Annotated in this window: 14 protein-coding genes, 1 tRNA gene and 2 pseudogenes; 5 read left to right on the forward strand and 12 right to left on the reverse strand. The window is 38.5% G+C overall.

Annotated features, from left to right (window positions below):
• Positions 1–56: 56 nt before the first annotated feature.
• On the reverse strand, positions 57–1,490 hold the full coding sequence (gene gnd / locus LEUFL_RS0102780) for an NADP-dependent phosphogluconate dehydrogenase (RefSeq protein ID WP_010007319.1): 1,434 nt from the start codon (positions 1,488–1,490) through the stop codon (positions 57–59).
• A gap of 172 nt (positions 1,491–1,662) precedes the next feature.
• Here gnd and ahpC point away from each other — a divergent pair, with 172 nt between their 5' ends.
• Positions 1,663–2,232 carry an alkyl hydroperoxide reductase subunit C gene (ahpC, locus tag LEUFL_RS0102785; protein WP_010007320.1) on the forward strand — a complete coding sequence of 190 codons (570 nt, stop codon included), beginning with the start codon at positions 1,663–1,665 and terminating at the stop codon, positions 2,230–2,232.
• Between the two features lie 14 nt (positions 2,233–2,246).
• Entirely contained in the window at positions 2,247–3,944 is a 1,698-nt protein-coding gene (locus LEUFL_RS0102790) for an FAD-dependent oxidoreductase (RefSeq protein WP_010007321.1), read from the forward strand.
• A 56-nt stretch (positions 3,945–4,000) separates the two neighbouring features.
• Here LEUFL_RS0102790 and LEUFL_RS0102795 read toward each other — a convergent pair whose 3' ends face one another.
• The 10 genes and pseudogenes from LEUFL_RS0102795 to ccpA all read right to left on the reverse strand — a co-directional run bounded on the left by LEUFL_RS0102795 (position 4,001) and on the right by ccpA (position 15,390).
• Positions 4,001–4,213 carry a P8 family protein gene (locus tag LEUFL_RS0102795; protein ID WP_010007325.1) on the reverse strand — a complete coding sequence of 71 codons (213 nt, stop codon included), beginning with the start codon at positions 4,211–4,213 and terminating at the stop codon, positions 4,001–4,003.
• Between the two features lie 89 nt (positions 4,214–4,302).
• Positions 4,303–4,959 carry a histidine phosphatase family protein gene (locus LEUFL_RS0102800; RefSeq protein ID WP_010007326.1) on the reverse strand — a complete coding sequence of 219 codons (657 nt, stop codon included), beginning with the start codon at positions 4,957–4,959 and terminating at the stop codon, positions 4,303–4,305.
• 60 nt (positions 4,960–5,019) lie between these two features.
• Positions 5,020–6,372, reverse strand: a complete 1,353-nt coding sequence (locus LEUFL_RS0102805; RefSeq protein WP_010007327.1) for a glucose-6-phosphate isomerase — start codon at positions 6,370–6,372, stop codon at positions 5,020–5,022.
• A 113-nt stretch (positions 6,373–6,485) separates the two neighbouring features.
• Positions 6,486–7,442, reverse strand: a complete 957-nt coding sequence (locus LEUFL_RS0102810; protein WP_010007328.1) for a GRP family sugar transporter — start codon at positions 7,440–7,442, stop codon at positions 6,486–6,488.
• A gap of 188 nt (positions 7,443–7,630) precedes the next feature.
• Positions 7,631–7,849: a hypothetical protein gene (locus tag LEUFL_RS13475; protein WP_373419066.1), complete on the reverse strand. Its 219-nt coding sequence runs from the start codon at positions 7,847–7,849 to the stop codon at positions 7,631–7,633.
• The gene (mutL, locus tag LEUFL_RS11140; RefSeq protein ID WP_373419067.1) at positions 7,846–9,669 is read right to left on the reverse strand and encodes a DNA mismatch repair endonuclease MutL; all 1,824 of its coding nucleotides are present in this window, start codon (positions 9,667–9,669) and stop codon (positions 7,846–7,848) included. Before mutL ends, LEUFL_RS13475 begins: the two co-directional genes overlap by 4 nt.
• A gap of 23 nt (positions 9,670–9,692) precedes the next feature.
• A pseudogene (mutS, locus tag LEUFL_RS11145) lies at positions 9,693–12,286 on the reverse strand (DNA mismatch repair protein MutS).
• 103 nt (positions 12,287–12,389) lie between these two features.
• Positions 12,390–12,836 carry an SGNH/GDSL hydrolase family protein gene (locus tag LEUFL_RS13390; protein ID WP_308736775.1) on the reverse strand — a complete coding sequence of 149 codons (447 nt, stop codon included), beginning with the start codon at positions 12,834–12,836 and terminating at the stop codon, positions 12,390–12,392.
• 26 nt (positions 12,837–12,862) lie between these two features.
• Positions 12,863–14,275 carry an acyltransferase family protein gene (locus LEUFL_RS11150; protein ID WP_308736776.1) on the reverse strand — a complete coding sequence of 471 codons (1,413 nt, stop codon included), beginning with the start codon at positions 14,273–14,275 and terminating at the stop codon, positions 12,863–12,865.
• Positions 14,276–14,364: 89 nt separating this feature from the next.
• Entirely contained in the window at positions 14,365–15,390 is a 1,026-nt protein-coding gene (gene ccpA / locus LEUFL_RS0102830; RefSeq protein ID WP_010007333.1) for a catabolite control protein A, read from the reverse strand.
• Positions 15,391–15,595: 205 nt separating this feature from the next.
• Between ccpA and LEUFL_RS11155 the strand changes: the two are divergent.
• Positions 15,596–16,695, forward strand: a pseudogene (locus LEUFL_RS11155) (M24 family metallopeptidase).
• A 30-nt stretch (positions 16,696–16,725) separates the two neighbouring features.
• Here the strand turns inward: LEUFL_RS11155 and LEUFL_RS0102840 are convergent.
• On the reverse strand, positions 16,726–17,334 hold the full coding sequence (locus LEUFL_RS0102840; RefSeq protein WP_010007334.1) for an ECF transporter S component: 609 nt from the start codon (positions 17,332–17,334) through the stop codon (positions 16,726–16,728).
• A 101-nt stretch (positions 17,335–17,435) separates the two neighbouring features.
• Between LEUFL_RS0102840 and LEUFL_RS0102845 the strand changes: the two genes are divergently transcribed.
• Together LEUFL_RS0102845 and LEUFL_RS0102850 are read left to right on the forward strand one after the other, a co-directional pair.
• Positions 17,436–17,508: transfer RNA gene (locus LEUFL_RS0102845), tRNA-Arg, on the forward strand.
• A gap of 181 nt (positions 17,509–17,689) precedes the next feature.
• The gene (locus tag LEUFL_RS0102850; RefSeq protein ID WP_010007335.1) at positions 17,690–18,229 is read left to right on the forward strand and encodes a YagU family protein; all 540 of its coding nucleotides are present in this window, start codon (positions 17,690–17,692) and stop codon (positions 18,227–18,229) included.
• The last annotated feature ends 40 nt before the right edge of the window (positions 18,230–18,269 follow it).

Here is an 18,269-nt window from a genome sequence, read left to right on the forward strand (position 1 = left end):
GCTCAGACTAAGCGTATCCTTTTTGTACAACTATTATAATGAATTAAAATATTAACTTATTGTTCTTCATACCAGCTATAGTGGAAATTACCTGAACGATCAACACGTTCATAGGTATGTGCACCGAAATAGTCACGTTGTGCTTGTAACAAGTTGGCAGGTAATACTGCTGCACGGTAAGAATCATAATAGGTTACTGCAGCACTCATTGAAGGTACTGGCACGCCTGATTGAACAGCCAAAGCCACAACATCACGTGCGGATTGTTGATACTTTGCAGCAATATCCTTAAAGTAATCATCTAACAAGAGATTGTTCAAATCTGGTTGCTTATTATAGGCTTCAGTAATATTTTGTAAGAACTGTGCACGAATAATGCATCCTGCACGCCATATTTGAGCTAACTCGCCAAACTTCAAATCCCAATCATACGTTTCAGATGCAATACGCAATTGTTCGAATCCCTGTGCATAACTCATGATTTTTGAGAAATATAATGCTTCGCGAACCTTTTCAACTAGATCTTCTTTGGCAGGAACCTTAACAGCACCATTGGGACCAGACAAAACCTTAGAAGCTGCAACACGTTCGTCCTTCATCATTGAAATGTAACGGGCATAAACAGCTTCTGTAATAACAGATTGTGGTACTTGAATATTCAATGCATCTTCTGAACTCCATTTACCAGTTCCCTTATTATTACCACGATCTAGAATCATATCAACGATTGGCTTTGACTTATCATCACCCAAATCATCTTCACGTGACAAAATATCAGCAGTAATCTCAATCAAATAGCTATCCAACTCACCCTTATTCCATTCTGAGAATATCTTAGACTGCTCATCAACTGAAATACCACCAACATAGCGCATGATGCTATAGCTTTCATCAATTAATTGTTCATCACCATATTCGATACCATTATGCACCATCTTAACGTAATGCCCAGCGCCATTTGGACCAATATAACTCACACAAGGCTTATCATCTTGCGGTGCACGAGCAGCAATTTGCTTCAAAATTGGTTCCACTAAATCGTATGCTGCTTTTTGACCACCTGGCATTAATGAAGGGCCTTGTAAGGCACCTAATTCACCACCAGAAACACCCATACCAATAAAGTTAATACCAGACTTATCTAACTTAGCATTTCTTGCCATTGTATCGTGGAAGTTCGTATTACCACCATCAATCAACACATCCCCCTTATCTAATAAAGGCAATAGTTCATCAATGACGGCATCCGTTGGCTTTCCAGCCTTCACCATCAATAAAATACGGCGAGGCTTTTCCAACGAAGCGACAAAGTCAGCAATTGTGTAACTTGGTACCAACTTCTTTTCGCTGTGGTCCTTCATCACCTGTTCAGTTTTTTCTGAACTCCGGTTATAAATACCAACAGTGAAGCCACGACTCTCAATGTTGAGTGCCAAATTTTTACCCATAACTGCCATACCAACAACGCCAATATTTGCTTGACTTACCATGCTAAAACTTCCTCCTTGTGTATCTAATCACATCATCATTGTAGCACTACCCCATCTTAAATGAAAGCGCTTAACTCATCTATTTTAAAAAATTATTGCGATTACCCTTGATTTTTATTTAGAGTAGTTCTATACTAGTAAGTAGTTTAGAACAATTCTAAAGGAGAATATGATGACACAGAATTTTATTAACCAAGAAGTTGCTGACTTTAATGTCAATGCTTACCAGAACGGTGACTTAAAACAAGTTACTAAGCAAGATATCTTAGGTAAGTGGTCTGTCTTCTTCTTTTACCCAGCTGATTTTACTTTTGTATGCCCTACAGAGTTAGGCGACCTAGCTGATCATTACGCTGAATTCCAAAATGCCAATACTGAAATCTATTCAGTTTCTGAAGATAGCGAATTTGTTCACAAGGCCTGGGCTGAAGCAACAGATACTATCGCTAAAATTCAATACCCTATGCTGGCTGATCCAGCCGGCAAGCTAGCACGTTTCTTTGACGTACTAGATGAAGAAGCTGGTCAAGCTTACCGTGCCGTATTCATTGTCGATCCTGAAGGTAAGATTCAATCATATACCATTAATAATATGGGTATTGGTCGTAACGCTGAAGAAATTTTACGTACTCTTGAAGCCGCACAGTTTGTTGCGGAACACGGTGACCAAGTATGTCCCGCCAATTGGCATCCAGGTGAAGAAACCATTACCCCTAGTCTTGACTTAGTCGGCAAATTATAATTCGAGGTTCTTTCATGACACAACCCCATATTTACGACACAATTATCATTGGTGGTGGACCAGCTGGCCTATCTGCCGGCATTTATTCAGGTCGCTCAACACTGGATACACTCATCATTGAAGGTGATCAAATTGGTGGGCAAGTCACAACAACATCTACTGTGGCAAACTATCCAGCAGTGGAAACGATTGACGGTACTGCACTTGTTAACAAAATGCAACAGCAAGCCAAAGATTTTGGCGTTCATTTTATCCATGATGAAATAAGTACCTATGATTTCAATGACACAATCAAAATGGTTCAGGGTAAACAATCCCGCTATTATGGTCGTAGTATTATTATTGCTACGGGTGCAAAACCTCGCCAAGTTGGTTTTGATGGTGAACAAGCATTTCGTGGTCGCGGTGTCGCATATTGTTCAACTTGTGATGGTGAATTATTCAGTGGCCTAGAAGTCTTCGTGATTGGTGGCGGCTATGCTGCCGCTGAGGAAGCGGATTACCTCACACGTTTTGCACGTCACGTCACAATCGTCATGCGTTCAAATGAATTTACCTGTGCCCCTCTCACCGCGGCTCGTGCTCTAGATAATCCTAATATTAGTATTTGGCGAAACACCGAAATCCAAAGCGTTAGTGGTGATAATTATTTGACATCAGCAACTTTTATCAATAACCAAACGCAAGAAACAACAACCTACCATGTACAAGATGGTGACAATACTTTTGGTATTTTTGTTTATGTCGGTACAGATCCACAGACGCAAATTTTTGATCATGATATCGCGCTTAATGATAATGGTTATATTATCGCTGATTGTCATCAGCAGACCAATATTCCTGGTGTTTATGCTGCTGGCGATGTCGTTGAGAAGCCATTACGTCAAATTGTAACTGCTGCTGCAGACGGTGCCAATGCTGCAACAAGTGCTGAACTTTATGTGACAGAGCAAAAGCGAAAACTTAATATGACTGTTAAACGTCAAGTACCTAAAAAATCAACGCAGCACTCTGAAGCAGCACCCAAAACAGCACTAAATCAGCAGCAACAAGTTGTTCCCAAGCATAGTGGCACTTGGTTTTCCGATGAAATTATACAACAATTACAGCCAATATTAGACCGACTCACCAAAAATGTTACATTATATCAATTTAAAAATACGTCAGACAAAAGCCATGAATTAAGCCAATTCCTCCAAGAATTTAGCCAATTAAATGAACATCTACACTATGATGACGTGACTTTAACTCAGCAAATTGCTGAAGAACATAAAATCGAACGTACACCTCATTTTGTAATATTAGATGAGCATGGTGAAGATACTGGTATTAAGTTTAGTGGTATTCCTACCGGACATGAATTGAATTCACTTATTTTGGCAGTCTACAATGTAGCCGGACCAGGTCAAACAATTGACAGTCAGCTTGCTGAACGTATTAAGCAGCTGCCAGTAACAAAACTAGCAATTGGTGTATCACTCACTTGTCATTTTTGCCCCGATGTTGTGGCCGCTTGTCAACACATTGCAGCACTAAATGACAATATTTCAGCGGAAATGATTGATTTACAGTTATTCCCAGAAATTCGTGAACAACGCCACATCATGAGTGTTCCGGCACTCATGATTGATCAAAATTCAGATATTGTATTTGGTAGTCAGACATTAGAGGATATCGTAACAGCAATTGAAACAGCTACTGTTCATGCTTAAATATAAAAAACAACTCGAATAATATTATTCGAGTTGTTTTTTAGTGTATTGATTGTTTAAACATGCAAAACCTTTTCAGCTTCGCTTTTGGCTTGACTATTATCCATCTTTTCAAATTGCTTCAAGTGATCTAATGTTGATAAGGTATTCTTATTACTTTCATCCATATAATGATTCCATAATGCATCTCGTAGTGGGGTATTGTCCTCGCTCCAATCAAATACCGTTGCCATTGGCTTATCTAGTAACTCAAACTTTTTATCTGCCATTTCCATGACCCCCTTATAATTACTTTTGCTTACAACTTAGTTATAGTTCTTTTGCACACAAAATGCAACCAAATACAAAATCGAAGTGATTAGAAAGTTGTTGTCAAATCATTAAAATGTTCAACACGTAATTCACCGTTATCATTAAGATCAAAAACAGCAACTGACCCATTTTGGGGGCGTTTTGCTTCTTTAAAATGACCAAAATATTGTGCTAAATTCCATATTAACTGTCCATGGCTCACTAATAGAATAGTTGCATCAGTTGTATTGTGATCTTGTAAGTGCCGTAATGACGCGCGCATCCGTTGCCAAAATATTTCAGCATTCTCGCCCATCCGTTGTGGATCAACTTGCTGACGAACATCCATAATTTCAGTCATATTGTGTGCTAAAGCAATATCATCTGACTTCACAGTATCCATATCAAAATAGCGCGCAACACTTCCCCACATCACAGCATTATCACCACCTTCAAAGCTGCCAAAATAGTATTCTCGCCAATCTGGTGTAAAATCCAAACGTGGTTGACGATATTGGTTTTCTTGTAAGATAAATTCAGCTGTGTGGATAGCTCTAGAAGTATCGGAAGCATAAGCAGCATCAAATTTAACATGCGCCAGCCTTTGGCCAGCTGATTGACCATCAGCAATGCCTTTTTCAGTTAATGGCGTATCTGCCCATCCTTGAACCTTATCTAATACATTAAATATTGTTTGACCATGACGAACCGCATAAATTTTCATTATTTTACCTCACTAGCTAAAAAACGAATCCTAAGGATTCGTTTTTCATCAAATTAATGACTACTTGTTCAAACGCGCACGCAATGTCTTTGTTTGTTCTTCATAGCCTGGTTTACCTAACAAAGCAAACATGTTTGTCTTATAAGCTTCAACACCTGGTTGGTTAAACGGATTAATACCAAATGTGTAACCTGAAGCACCAACAGCAATTTCAAAGAAGTAAATCAAATAACCCAATGAATAGGCATCTTGTTGCGGAATATGCACTGCTAAGTTAGGTACACCACCATCAACGTGAGCTAATGTAACACCTTGGAAGGCATTCGTATTAACTTCATCGACAGTCTTCCCTTCAAGATACTGCAAACCGTCCTTGTTACCCTCTTCTTCAGGTAAAGCAATGTTTGACACAGGATTGTCTAACTTGACAACTGTTTCAAATAAGTCTCGACGACCTTCTTGTATATATTGACCCAATGAGTGCAAATCAGTACTGAAGTTAGCTGAAGATGGATAAATACCCTTTTGGTTCTTACCTTCTGATTCACCCATCAACTGTTTCCACCATTCTGATAGATACTGCATGGTTGGTTCCCAGTTAATCAATAGCTCAGTTGTATAGCCTTTGTCATAAAGAATACGACGCAAAGCAGCATACCTATAAGCTTCGTTTTTACGCAAGTCACTATCAGAATATTCATCTTGTGCGTCTTTAGCGCCATCCATCAATTGTTGGATATCAACACCAGAAGCAGCAATTGGTAGTAAACCAACTGGTGTCAAAACAGAGAAACGACCGCCAACACCATCAGGAATCACAAAAGTTTCATAGCCTTCTGCGGCTGCTTCATCATGCAAAGCACCCTTGTTAGCATCTGTTGTTGCGTAAATACGCTTTTTGGCACCTGCTTCACCATATTTCTTTTCAAGCAACTTCTTAAAGACACGGAATGCAATTGATGGTTCAGTTGTTGTACCTGATTTAGAAATCACATTAACAGAGAAATCTTTATCACCTAATACACGAACTAAATCATTAATGTACGCAGATGAAGTTGAGTTACCAGCAAAATAAATCTTAGGTGCTTGACGCTCTTCATCACTTAATTCATTGTAGAAGCTTGGGTGCAAGAAATCGATTGCAGCCTTCGCACCAAGATATGAACCACCAATACCAATGACAACCAAAGCTTGTGAATCTGACTTTATTTGTTCGGCTGCTTTTTGAATACGGGCAAATTCTGCCTTATCGTAGTCAGTTGGCAATGTAATCCAATCAGAATATTCCGCACCAGCACCAGTACGATTGCGCAACTGTGAATCGGCCATCGTAATTAATGGTTGCATTTCATCTAATTCATGTTTTGCTACAAAATTCTCAACATTTGTTGTATCAAAAGAAATATGTGACATAATATCCTCGCTCCTTAAATAGTAACCGTTTACAATGTATATTGTATCACTATATCACTCAGTGGTATAGACCAAAACAAAAAACAATTTCAAATTTGAAATTGTTTTTATTTTTATGCAAACTTAGCAATATTACCTATCAAAATACCGCCGACAACGACTAATATTGTACCGACAACAATTAACTTCATCTGGTAAGATGTCTTCTTTTCACCCAAAAGGTAAATACCACCAAATGTACCAACAATAATACCCATCTGTGATAATGTCGTAGCAACCGCTTGTCCGACATTAGGATTGGCTGCTGAGATGAACATGAAAATATTTCCTGTTGCCCATACCAAACCTGTTACAATATTGCGCCATGTTGGTGCCTTGAACATTTTATCACCTTCGCGCAATACAAAGATGACAATCAAAAATGCACCAATCACTTGTCCAATAGACTGTGGACCTACGATAGCTGTCATATAATCAATACCATTATGACGTGTCTTAACAGCATCTGAAATATAACCTAGCTTATTCAATAAATTAGGCAAAACAAAGTACATCATAAAGCCTAATGTTGAAACAATAAGGTAGATCATCCCCTTCTTATTATCTGAAGGATTTTGCATACCTTGGCTACTACGTGACTTATCACGTGCTGAAATCAAAGTAGCACCAATAACAACAGTTACAATTGATAAAACACCAATTGCCCACATTTTGCCGTTCTTCCATTCACCCAAAACAGCAGCGGCCATCAATGCATTCATAACAATCTGTCCAGCTGTTGAGAGTGGAATCGCCAAGGACACGCCCATATCTTTAATAGCTAGGAACTGCCCTGCTGTTCCAATCGCCCATACTAAACCAGAAATAATCCCAACAACCCAAATACGACTATCAACGGTAATGCCATTTGGCATAACGAACAGAAACATTGTTGCCATACCAAATAGTAATGCACCAAATGTCATTCCCAATGTTTGTTGCGCAGCTGTACCACCCATTTTGGTGTTAACAAGTCCAACTGACCCCCATGCTAGGCCGGGAATTAAGGCCACTAAAATTGCAATATTCATAATATTTTAAAATGCTCTAGGTAGAGCACTTTCCTCCTTAGTTTTTCAACATTACATATTTTACATGATTGAAAACGTTTACACAAGCGCTTTACAAAATTTTCTGAAACCGTTTACAGTATCAATGGCCTTTTCCCATTTATATTAAAAAATCGTTAGTTTATTAGACCAACGACTTTAACATATTCTTAATACGGATGATTGTCATATGATGCCCACTTTTCATGGGAATCTTGAATACGTTTGAACATTTTTTCCATTTCATTGAGTGAAAAAGTCACTAGAACCGGCCGACCATGTGGACAATTATATGGATTTTCTGCCTGAGATAAATCATTAATAAGGGCTCTCGCTTGAGCATCATCAATATATAAATTAGCACGAATTGATCGCTTACAACTCATCATAATGGCTGTTTTTCACGGAATTCAGCAACGGTTAAATGTCCATCTCTTAAAATCCAATCCACCATTTCTTTAATTGTTGCTTCTTCTTGACCCTTCATAAACCAAATGGGATGTTCTCTAACCACAACACTCGTTGGTCCAAAAGGTTCCAACTTGAGACCAACCTGTGCCAGACTATCTTCATGATCAGCAATACGTAACATATCACTAGCTGAATACTCAATAACAATGGGAACAAGTAATCGCTGTTTATCTTGTCCTACTTCACCAATTGCTTGGCGATAATATTCATATTTAACACGCTCTTGCGCCGCATGTTGATCAATTAAATATAAGCCATCTTGGCTCTGTGCGAACAAAAATGTGCCACTCATTTGCCCAATATAAGTAAGTTCTGGAAATCCTGTCTTTTCATTTTTCAAAATGTCTAAATCAACTTGTTCAGATTTTGAAACGGATGAATTGGGTATCAGTGTCGTTTGATAGTCAACCTTATTTTCAGTCACAACTTGATGTGATGATGGCTCAGTTTCTGGAAAAGCTGTCACAAATGGTTCAGTCGCATATTTCTGTTCAAAAGCTAATACTGTATCATGCTTTAAATCACCTTTATGATTAATCATAATCGTATTCGTTTCTTCTTGAACAGCTGAAGCTGTCGCTTCAAGACTTTCGGCATGCTCAGGCGTGCTGCTATTGACCGTCCACGGTGCTTTAGTTGTCGGCGCTATCGACGGTACTGACTGGCTTGTTGTGTGTGTATCGTGTTGATCATCTTTACGCTTAACTGATGTTGATCCGTACAAATTATCATAAGCATCAGGAATGAGATTTTCTTGACTGAGCCGCTGTTTAATCGTTGTTATGAGTAACTCAGATAATTCAGCTTCCTTCGTCAAACGAATCTCTGATTTTTGTGGGTGTACATTAACATCAATGAGTAGCGGATCTGTATCAATATTAATGACGCCCATTGGAAATCGCCCAATCATTAATTTAGAGCCATAACCTTTAATAATTGCATTAGAAACGGCAAAATTTTTAACAAATCGATGATTCACCAATACTGTCAAATATTCACGTGATCCCCTTGTTAATTCTGGTAGTGATACATAGCCACTCACATTGAAGTCATCATTTTCACCCTGAATGTCGATCATCTTTTGCGCAACATCACGCCCGTAAATTGCAGCAATAACCTGTTGTAAATGACCATTCCCCGTTGTTTTCAACAGACTTTTACCGTCACTTGTCAAAGAAAATGCAATTTTTGTGTATGACAAGGCCAATCGATTCAAGATATCCACAATTTTAGCTAATTCTGTTTTAGGTCGCTTTAAATACTTCAGCCGCGCTGGCGTATTGTAAAATAGGTCTCGAACTGTGATTACCGTGCCAATACGGCCGTTTGCCGGTGTCTGTGATACTTGTTTACCACCTTTAATGTGATACATCACACCTGTAGATGCAACTTGAGTGGTTGTATTTAAAGTGACATCTGATATCGCAGCAATTGAAGGTAATGCTTCGCCTCTAAAACCAAGTGACAAAATATTAAAGAGATCGTGCCGACTATTAATTTTACTCGTTGCATGTCGTGTAAAAGCTAATGGCACGTCTTCTGGTTCAATTCCACCGCCATTATCAACAACACGAATCAAAGACTGTCCTGCATCCTCAACAATAATATCAATCTGTGTCGCCTCAGCATCAATCGCATTTTCAACCAACTCTTTCACCACACTAGCTGGTCGTTCAATAACCTCACCAGCCGCAATCTGGTTAGCGAGTAAATTTGATAATTCGTGAATCTTATGCATATTAGAACCCCTTATGCCATCTATTACTTTTCCATTTGCTTCAACTCAGCTAACTGGTTCAATGCTTGAATAGGTGTCAAATTGTTAATGTCGATCTTTGCTAATTGATCTAAAATAGCTTGCGTTGATTGATCAATATCCTTTACGACAAACAAGGCAGTTTGATCCGACATTTCATTTGCATCTGGTTTAGACACATTATTCTGCATATCTAAATCAATTGGTTGTTGATGCTCTAGTCGAGATAAAATATGTTCTGCATTTTGAATAAGGCCGTCTGGTAAACCAGCCAATGCAGCGACATGAATACCATAAGATTTATCAGCAGGTCCCGCTTGGATTTGATGTAAGAAATGAAGCTCCCCATTCTCGTCTTCGGCAGCACCCACATGAACATTTTCAATATTAGGGTACTGATGTGCTAGGACAGTTAATTCATGGTAATGTGTTGAAAATAATGTTTTTGCGTGCACATGTTGGTCAAGATATTCAATAATCGCTTGTGCTAAAGCCATACCATCGTAAGTTGCTGTGCCTCGACCCAGTTCATCAAATAAAATCAAGGAATGATGGGTGGCTTCTTGCAATGCATAGTTAGCTTCTGCCATTTCAACCATAAAGGTTGACTGCCCTGTGGCTAAGTCATCACTGGCACCAATTCTTGTAAATATCTGATCAAATATTGGTAATTCAGCTTTGTCAGCCGGTACAAAGCTCCCCATTTGTGCCAAGATAACAATGAGTGCTAATTCCCGCATATAAGTTGATTTTCCTGCCATGTTGGGACCTGTAATTAACTGAATCGTCGTTTGCTTATCTAGATATACATCATTAGCGACAAAGTCCCCATTTGGCAACAGTGCTTCTACAACAGGATGCCGACCTTTTTCAATCCGGACCGTATCATCGTTCGTGACAAAAGTGGGGCGCACAAAGTGCTGGTTATCAGCAATATCTGCTAAACTAGCTAAAACATCGAGCCGGGCAATTTGGCCTGCCAATTTTTGAAGACGCGTAATATTCGTTTTTACCCGTTCCCGTATCGTCACAAAAAGCTCATACTCACGCTCTGTCCGCTTAGCCTGCGCTTCAATAATTAAACGCTCATGCTCTTTTAATTCAGGTGTGACAAAACGCTCAGCATTGGTTAATGTTTGTCGGCGTTCATATCGTCCCTCTTCTAATTTCGCAATATTAGACTTGGTCACTTCAATAAAGTAACCAAAATTCTTATTATAACCAATTTTCAAAGAATTAATGCCGGTTGCTATTCTTTCTTTAGATTCCAATTCTCCTAACCATTGCTGATTATCATGGAGTACTTGACGATAAGTGTCGATTTTTTCGTCAAAACCATCTCGGATGATATCGCCTTCTCGCACGCTAACTGGTGGATCATCAACAATCGCTTCTTCTATCAAGCCAGATAAATCCAACATGGTATCTAATTCATCTGCAATCTGATGCAAAACGTTCTCATGCGGTAGCTCAGAAAGTGTACTTTTAATCCCAGGAACAGCCGATAACGATCGTTTTAATTGGATTAATTCGCGCGCATTCATCGTACCCATTGCAGCTCGCGCAGCTAAGCGCTCTAAATCATATACAGATTTCAAATGATCTTGCAGCGCACCACGTGTAAAAAATTGTTCTTGAAATGCTGCAATTGTATCCAATCGTTGCGTAATATCATGATGATCACGCAGAGGTTTTAGTAACCACTGTTTCAATAAGCGACCACCCATTGCCGTCTTAGTCGCATCAATCAATCCTAATAGACTACCGGCCTTTTTCTTAGTACGTGAATTCTCAACTAAATCTAAATTAACACGTGTATTATGATCAAATTTTAGAAAAGATAATCGCGCGTAACTTGTAGCAGGTACAATATGATCCAAACTGCGACGCTGCGTATCAAAAATATAATTCAGCAATAATTCTGTTACGCTTTTCTGGTCCGTATCTAATAACGACTGTGTTAGAAAACTAATCGTTGCGCTTGGTGATTGCTGTACCGTATAAGAAACCACAATCCCACGTTTACCAATTTTGTCAATTAATTGTATTTGCGGTTCAATCCCATTATCTTTGAGTAAAACAACTTCCTTAACTTCTAAGCTATCTAATTCATCCAACACCTCTGGTAATCGTGCAATATTTGTCGTTTTCAATTCACCAGTAGATAAATCAATATAGGCTAAAGAAAAAGTTTTATCTGATGGTATAACCGCCGCTAAATAATTATTTTCACGTTCACCACCGATACCATCTGTCATTTTTGTGCCTGGTGTAATCAGTTGCACAACATCGCGTTTAACCATCCCCTTAGCTGTTGCAGGATCTTCCATTTGTTCAACGATGGCAACTTTGTAACCTTGATCAACGAGAATATCAATATAATTTCGCGCAGCATGATGCGGGATACCCGCCATTGGTACTGGATTATCTGAATTCTTATTCCGCGCTGTTAAGGTAAGTTCAAGAATCTTAGCACCTAATACGGCATCATCTTCGAACAACTCATAAAAATCCCCTAAGCGATAGAAAACAAAGGCATCTGGATATTGTTTTTTATTTCATGGTATTGTACCATCATTGGCGTATCTGCTTTTGCCATTCAATTACCTCATTATTTATACTGCTATTATTTTAACATGCTTGATTTAATACAAAAAACCGCTGCCCACGCTATTCATAAGCTAGAGACATACGGTTAGACATTAATCATGATAAATAGCTGCTGTTGTCTCGACTAATAGCCGAACATATTGACGATTCCCCTCTGGCTCTGGATGAACGCCATCACTGGCAAACCACTCAGGATGTTGCTTTGCCTTACTATACCAATCAATTACATGTAAATTTTTGTACTGACGATTAGCTTTCTTTAATAACTGGTTATTTTCATCTTGCCATGGTCGATTAGGGACATAGCTATTGACCCAAAAAACTTGTCGCTTGCGACCGAAACTTTGCATCATCTGTTCAAGTTCTTGTTGCTTGATTGTGCCATTTGTACCAATACCCACTAAAATATTTGGTGCTAAATTGTCTGTATCCGACCAATTTCCCACAATAGATACAGCATCATGTGTTTGCCTACCCACTTTAGCATCGACAATAAAGTGGTTGTTAATCTCTTGCAAATATGGTGCCGTATCTAACATGACGGAATCGCCAACCGCTTTAAAGTTCAAAGCTTTAAAAATTTGATAATCAGCTTTTTTAATTGATATTTTTTGATCATCTTTAGGTCGTTTTGAGTTAACGGTTGTTTTTTGATATGTTGGCGAGGCCCCGCACCTTTTAATTGGTTCTGTTGCTCAGCTACTTTGTTTTGCTGTGCTATGCGCTCTTGATTACGCGATAATTCTTTTTGTAAATGTGTTTTGGGCATAGATATACCTGCCCGATGACTCGTTAACCCTTGCGCAACAAAGAAAATCATAATAATTGATACAATGCCTGTACCAAAGAAACGATTACGTGATGCAGTTAACCAATACCAAACATTTTGAAAATCAGCGCCCCTTCTAAACGGCTGTTCAATATAACGATAACTAACTTCGCTTAATAATAAAACCAAAATTAATTCAATCACATTATGCCACATGTTGGGACGGAAGTGTGGTATCAATCGTTCATAAAAGACAAATACTGGTAATTGATACAAATAAATACTATACGAGCGTTTACCTAAATAATTCAAGAAACCATTATCTAACCACTGTGACCAGATGCTTGCTGGATGCACAACGATAGCAATGAGTACTGTGGCAATCAATGTAAACAAGAACATCATGCCATAATAAGTACTTGGATGTTGCCCATTAATATATAAAATACCAAATATCATGAGTACCAAAGCAATGGCGCCAATTATATTTAAACGTTGCTTAGATTGTTGGTCAATAAAATGCGATAGTCGATCAGATGGCCACATAAATGCCAATGCAGTGCCTAATAAAATAGCAAACAAACGCGTATCAGTACCATAATAGACACGATTAATCATGTCTGGCTGATATAATAATGCCATCAACAATGCACTCACAACTGCCATGAATGCTAAACCGATACTAATGACTCGCCGTTTCACACGATGCTTCAATAAAAAGTTAATGATAAATGGCCATACGAGGTAAAATTGTCCCTCGATTGATAAAGACCATAAATGGGTAAATGGTGAAGCACCGCCAAATTGCTGGAAATAAGATTCACCATGTGAAATTGACCAAAAATTATACACATAAAATAAATTGGTCAAGACTACATAACGAAGGTTATATTGTAAATCAGGTGTGAATAACAAAATCACAATGGTCGTCACAATAAGCATGACAACTAATGCCGGATACAACCGTCGTAATCGACGCAGATAAAATTGATAAGTACCGATATATTGATCTTTATCAAATTCTTGTACTAATAAATCAGTAATAAGATAACCTGAAATAACAAAGAATAGCGGTACCCCTAACCAACCACCAACCACTTTTGTTGGCATAAGATGAAAAAGTAAAACCCCAATTACAGCAAAAGCACGTAAACCATCTAAACCCGTGATGTAGCGTTTCCCCCATTGTCGCCCATTGAGCAAATTCATTATCCCACTCCTAATGTCGCTTTGATTAGTATAGTAAAAAACGTAAACTGCCCTACTAGTTTACGTTTTTTACTATTAAATGTCAATTGTTACATTTTTATTTCTAAATCATTTTTTGTCGTACCGCGACGTTCAATCGTATGCGGTAATGTAATTTGTGTATCTTCTAAAATTTCATTATTCATTAACTTAGTTAGCATTCGCATAGCAACCGCCCCAATATCATATTTCGGTTGTGAAATTGAGGTCACTGCTGGTCGCGTTACAATAGCGAACTTAGTGTTATTTGATGTAACGACTTCAAAGTCATCAGGTACTTTAACACCCTTATCAATCATGTAATTCATAATGCCTAAGGCAACTTCGTCATCATAAGTAATCGCAGCCGTTGCCTTAGCAGCAGTAACACGTTCAGCTACCTGCATTCCTGCTGCGTAATCTTGATGTGATGTAAAGACTAATGATTCATCGTAGTCAATCCCCATCTCTTCCAACGCATCCTGATAGCCCTTCAAACGATACTGCTTATTGATCGCATGCGTTAGCGGTCCAATAACCAATGCAACCCGTTGGTGACCATTTCTAATCAACGCTTTAGTCGATTCTCTAATAGCTGCTACATAGTCAATATTGACACTTGGCAAGCTACCATCACTTGTCAAAAAACCCGCTAAAACAACCGGCGCATCGACACTAGCAATGGTATTAAGTACTTCGCGATCCAGTTCGTTGCCCATAAAGATAATGCCATCAACTTGTTTCGTTGCCAAATTGTTAACAGCCATCGTTTCACGAACAGGATCTTCGTCGGTATTCGTTAACAAAACGTCATAATGGTACATATTTGCTACGTCATCAATACCACGCGCTAATTCCGAATAGTACATATCTGTTACGTCAGGCATCACAACACCGATAGTCGTCGTCTTTTTTGAAGCTAATCCTCGAGCCACTGCATTAGGATGATAACCCAATTCATCAATAGCAGCCAATACCTTACGTTTTGTTGATTCCCTAACATTGGTATTGCCATTAACAACACGTGATACAGTCGCTAATGAAACACCCACGCGACTGGCAACATCATAGATTGTTGCTGATTGTTTTTTCTTCATAAATTCACTCCCAAATATTGATAATTTAATCGTTAAAATGCTTTTTTATTTTATACAATCATTATTATAACAAATTTTTCAAAATATGCAAACGCTTACAATGTTAACTAATTATTGTTTTCATGTTTTTTTCACGTTATTTACAAAAAATATCATACCATAATAAGCGTATAATGAAAGCACTTTATCATTTAGGAGTTATGTTATGAATCAAAGCAAGCTTAATGAATTGAATAACTGGCTACAACACAATAATCTAGACGGCGCGATTATCACGAACTATCATAGCGTTGCTTATTTAAGTGGTTTTGAATCTGATCCGATTGAACGCGTTTTGGCACTTGTCATACTCAGTGGTAAAAATCCATTTCTCTTCGGTCCAGCTTTAGAAGTCAACAGTATGCAAGAAAGTGGTTGGCCATATACTGCAATAGGCTATCAAGATCAAGAAAACCCATGGCGTAAACTGGCGCAACATATCCAAAACACTTCCAAAGGCAGTCAACGATTTGCAATTGAAGCCGATAATTTAACGGTGCATCGTTTAAATGCGCTTCAAAATGCACTCCCTACTGGTGATTTCAGTACAGATATTACTGAAAAAATTAACCAATTACGGCTGATTAAAACTTCCAGTGAAATCCAGCATATGTTAGCTGCTGGGCAAGATGCGGATCGCGCCTTTGAAATTGGCTTTCAAGCACTGCATGCTGGTGCTTCAGAATTAGAAGTCGCTGCGGAAATTGAATATCAATTGAAAAAAGTGGTGTGCCTAGCATGAGCTTTGACACTTTGGTTCAATTTGGTGATCACGCCGCTGATCCCCATGGTACAACTAGTAACCGGGCCTTGAAAGCCAATGAATTAGTTCTTTTTGACCTAGGTACAATGACGCAAAATTATGCTTCCGACGCGTCACGAACTGTCGCTTTCGGTGCTGTTCCAAAAGATATTCACGATATTTACGATGTTGTTTTGCATGCTCAGCAGGCTGCTCAACAACAAGCAAAGATTGGTATGACTGCCGGTGAGTTAGATCACATTGCCCGCCAAGTTATTGAAGAAGCCGGCTACGGCCAATATTTCAACCATCGCTTGGGACATGGACTCGGTTCTAGTGTTCATGAGTATCCTTCAATCATGCCTGACAGTCATCTGATCCTTCAAGAAAACATGGTGTTCTCAATAGAACCCGGTATCTACATTCCTGGTACTGCTGGTATCCGTATTGAAGATAGCGGCTATCTGAGTGCAAACGGCTTTATTCCCTTTACACAAACCACTAAAAATTTCACAGTTCTATAAAATAAAAACAACCGTGCATAACGGTTGTTTTTATATATTGAGTCGTTTTGCAATCGGTATTAATGCACCAGCAATCAATGGTACCAGAATAGCACCAGTGATAACTTCAAAGATACCATTAAACCAAACAATGCCAATCAACCACCCTAAAATATTGTGCGTTGGAATACCCGTAAAATTAGTCTGCATGATGCTAAAGCCAATTGTTGTTAAAATAACAACACCCACAGTATTAATCAAAGCAGCCAAAACACCTAAACTAGCTAAACCAACAGTTTGTTTACCAACATGTTGATTTTTAAAATATCGTTGATAGATAAAGCCAATCAATAGGCCAACTGCTACTCTTGGTAATAGTGCGGTAAACGGATTTTGAAACATTAACGAGCCAATTGATCCTGGTGTTGTCCAAGCAATATATAATGTTGTTAATCCCCAAAAGCCACCCAAAACGGCACCATATTTTGGTCCAACTAAAATGGCACCAATTGCAACAGTAAATTGAACAATCGTTGGTGCAGCACCAACGACAAAAGCGCCTAATGGTAGATAACCTAACCAACTAATAATGGATTGTACAAGGACAATTGCCATAAAAAAAGTTGTTATCATCAAATATATCGTTTTTCTATTTTTCATAAACTCTTCTCCATAACGCTTCATCGATTATAACATGTTACATTAAAACCCCTCAAATCATTTGCATACCAACAGATTTACCCGTATAATCTTATTGTTAAGCGCTTATAGTTTAACGGGATAGAACGGGGACCTCCTAAGTCCTTGATCCCAGTTCGAGTCTGGGTAAGCGCATAAATTACTTTATTAAGCGACGGATGTCGCTTTTTTGTGAAATCAACTACAATGATAAATAGTAACGAATACCATTATGATTGATGATATTTAATTTTTTAACAATCCTTGTTATATTTATCACATTAAGTGGTATAATACTATTTGTTGTTTAATTACATTTAGTTAGGAGAACGGGACTATGTTTAACATAGAAAAGCCCAAGGCACCCCTTGGCGCAATAATTTGGAAGAGTATTTGGTATGGATTCATCGCGGGAATGATTTCAGGTATGGTTAAGATTGGTTGGGAGGCCATTTTGCCACCTCGTACATTAGCACGCAATGCAACTAATCCACCACAACATTTACTCGAACAGTTGGGGATGTCACATGATACAACGCATGCGTTTGTTTATTATTCCACTGATCAAAAAGTATTTTATGTTGCATTAATTATTCACTTTGCCTTTTCATTGGTTTTTGCAATGCTATACCTCTTCTTAGCACAATTCTGGTCAAAGGTTACACTTTGGCAAGGTGCTTTATATGGTATCGCCATCTGGATTGCCTTCCATGTCATTATCATGCCTGCTATGGGAACTGTTCCACCAGCATGGCATCAGCCATTTGACGAACATTTCTCCGAATTCTTCGGTCATATTGTTTGGGCATGGTCAATTGCAGCAGTTGGTTTCTTCTTAGCTGCTAAAGACAAATCTAAGACATTGGTTAACTTATAATATAAAAAAGCAGTCACAATACATTAATTGTGACTGCTTT

The sequence above is a fragment of the Leuconostoc fallax KCTC 3537 genome (assembly GCF_000165675.1).
GTDB classification, from domain to species: Bacteria; Bacillota; Bacilli; order Lactobacillales; family Lactobacillaceae; genus Leuconostoc_B; species Leuconostoc_B fallax.

Excerpts from the sequence above, each read along its gene's own strand:
- gnd (WP_010007319.1), bottom strand. The coding sequence starts at position 1,490 with ATGGTAAGTCAAGCAAATATTGGCGTTGTTGGTATGGCAGTTATGGGT.
- ahpC (WP_010007320.1), top strand. The coding sequence starts at position 1,663 with ATGACACAGAATTTTATTAACCAAGAAGTTGCTGACTTTAATGTCAAT.
- LEUFL_RS0102790 (WP_010007321.1), top strand. The coding sequence starts at position 2,247 with ATGACACAACCCCATATTTACGACACAATTATCATTGGTGGTGGACCA.
- LEUFL_RS0102795 (WP_010007325.1), bottom strand. The coding sequence starts at position 4,213 with ATGGCAGATAAAAAGTTTGAGTTACTAGATAAGCCAATGGCAACGGTA.
- LEUFL_RS0102800 (WP_010007326.1), bottom strand. The coding sequence starts at position 4,959 with ATGAAAATTTATGCGGTTCGTCATGGTCAAACAATATTTAATGTATTA.
- LEUFL_RS0102805 (WP_010007327.1), bottom strand. The coding sequence starts at position 6,372 with ATGTCACATATTTCTTTTGATACAACAAATGTTGAGAATTTTGTAGCA.
- LEUFL_RS0102810 (WP_010007328.1), bottom strand. The coding sequence starts at position 7,442 with ATGAATATTGCAATTTTAGTGGCCTTAATTCCCGGCCTAGCATGGGGG.
- LEUFL_RS13475 (WP_373419066.1), bottom strand. The coding sequence starts at position 7,849 with ATGATGAGTTGTAAGCGATCAATTCGTGCTAATTTATATATTGATGAT.
- mutL (WP_373419067.1), bottom strand. The coding sequence starts at position 9,669 with ATGCATAAGATTCACGAATTATCAAATTTACTCGCTAACCAGATTGCG.
- LEUFL_RS13390 (WP_308736775.1), bottom strand. The coding sequence starts at position 12,836 with ATGTTAGATACGGCACCATATTTGCAAGAGATTAACAACCACTTTATT.
- LEUFL_RS11150 (WP_308736776.1), bottom strand. The coding sequence starts at position 14,275 with ATGAATTTGCTCAATGGGCGACAATGGGGGAAACGCTACATCACGGGT.
- ccpA (WP_010007333.1), bottom strand. The coding sequence starts at position 15,390 with ATGAAGAAAAAACAATCAGCAACAATCTATGATGTTGCCAGTCGCGTG.
- LEUFL_RS0102840 (WP_010007334.1), bottom strand. The coding sequence starts at position 17,334 with ATGAAAAATAGAAAAACGATATATTTGATGATAACAACTTTTTTTATG.
- LEUFL_RS0102850 (WP_010007335.1), top strand. The coding sequence starts at position 17,690 with ATGTTTAACATAGAAAAGCCCAAGGCACCCCTTGGCGCAATAATTTGG.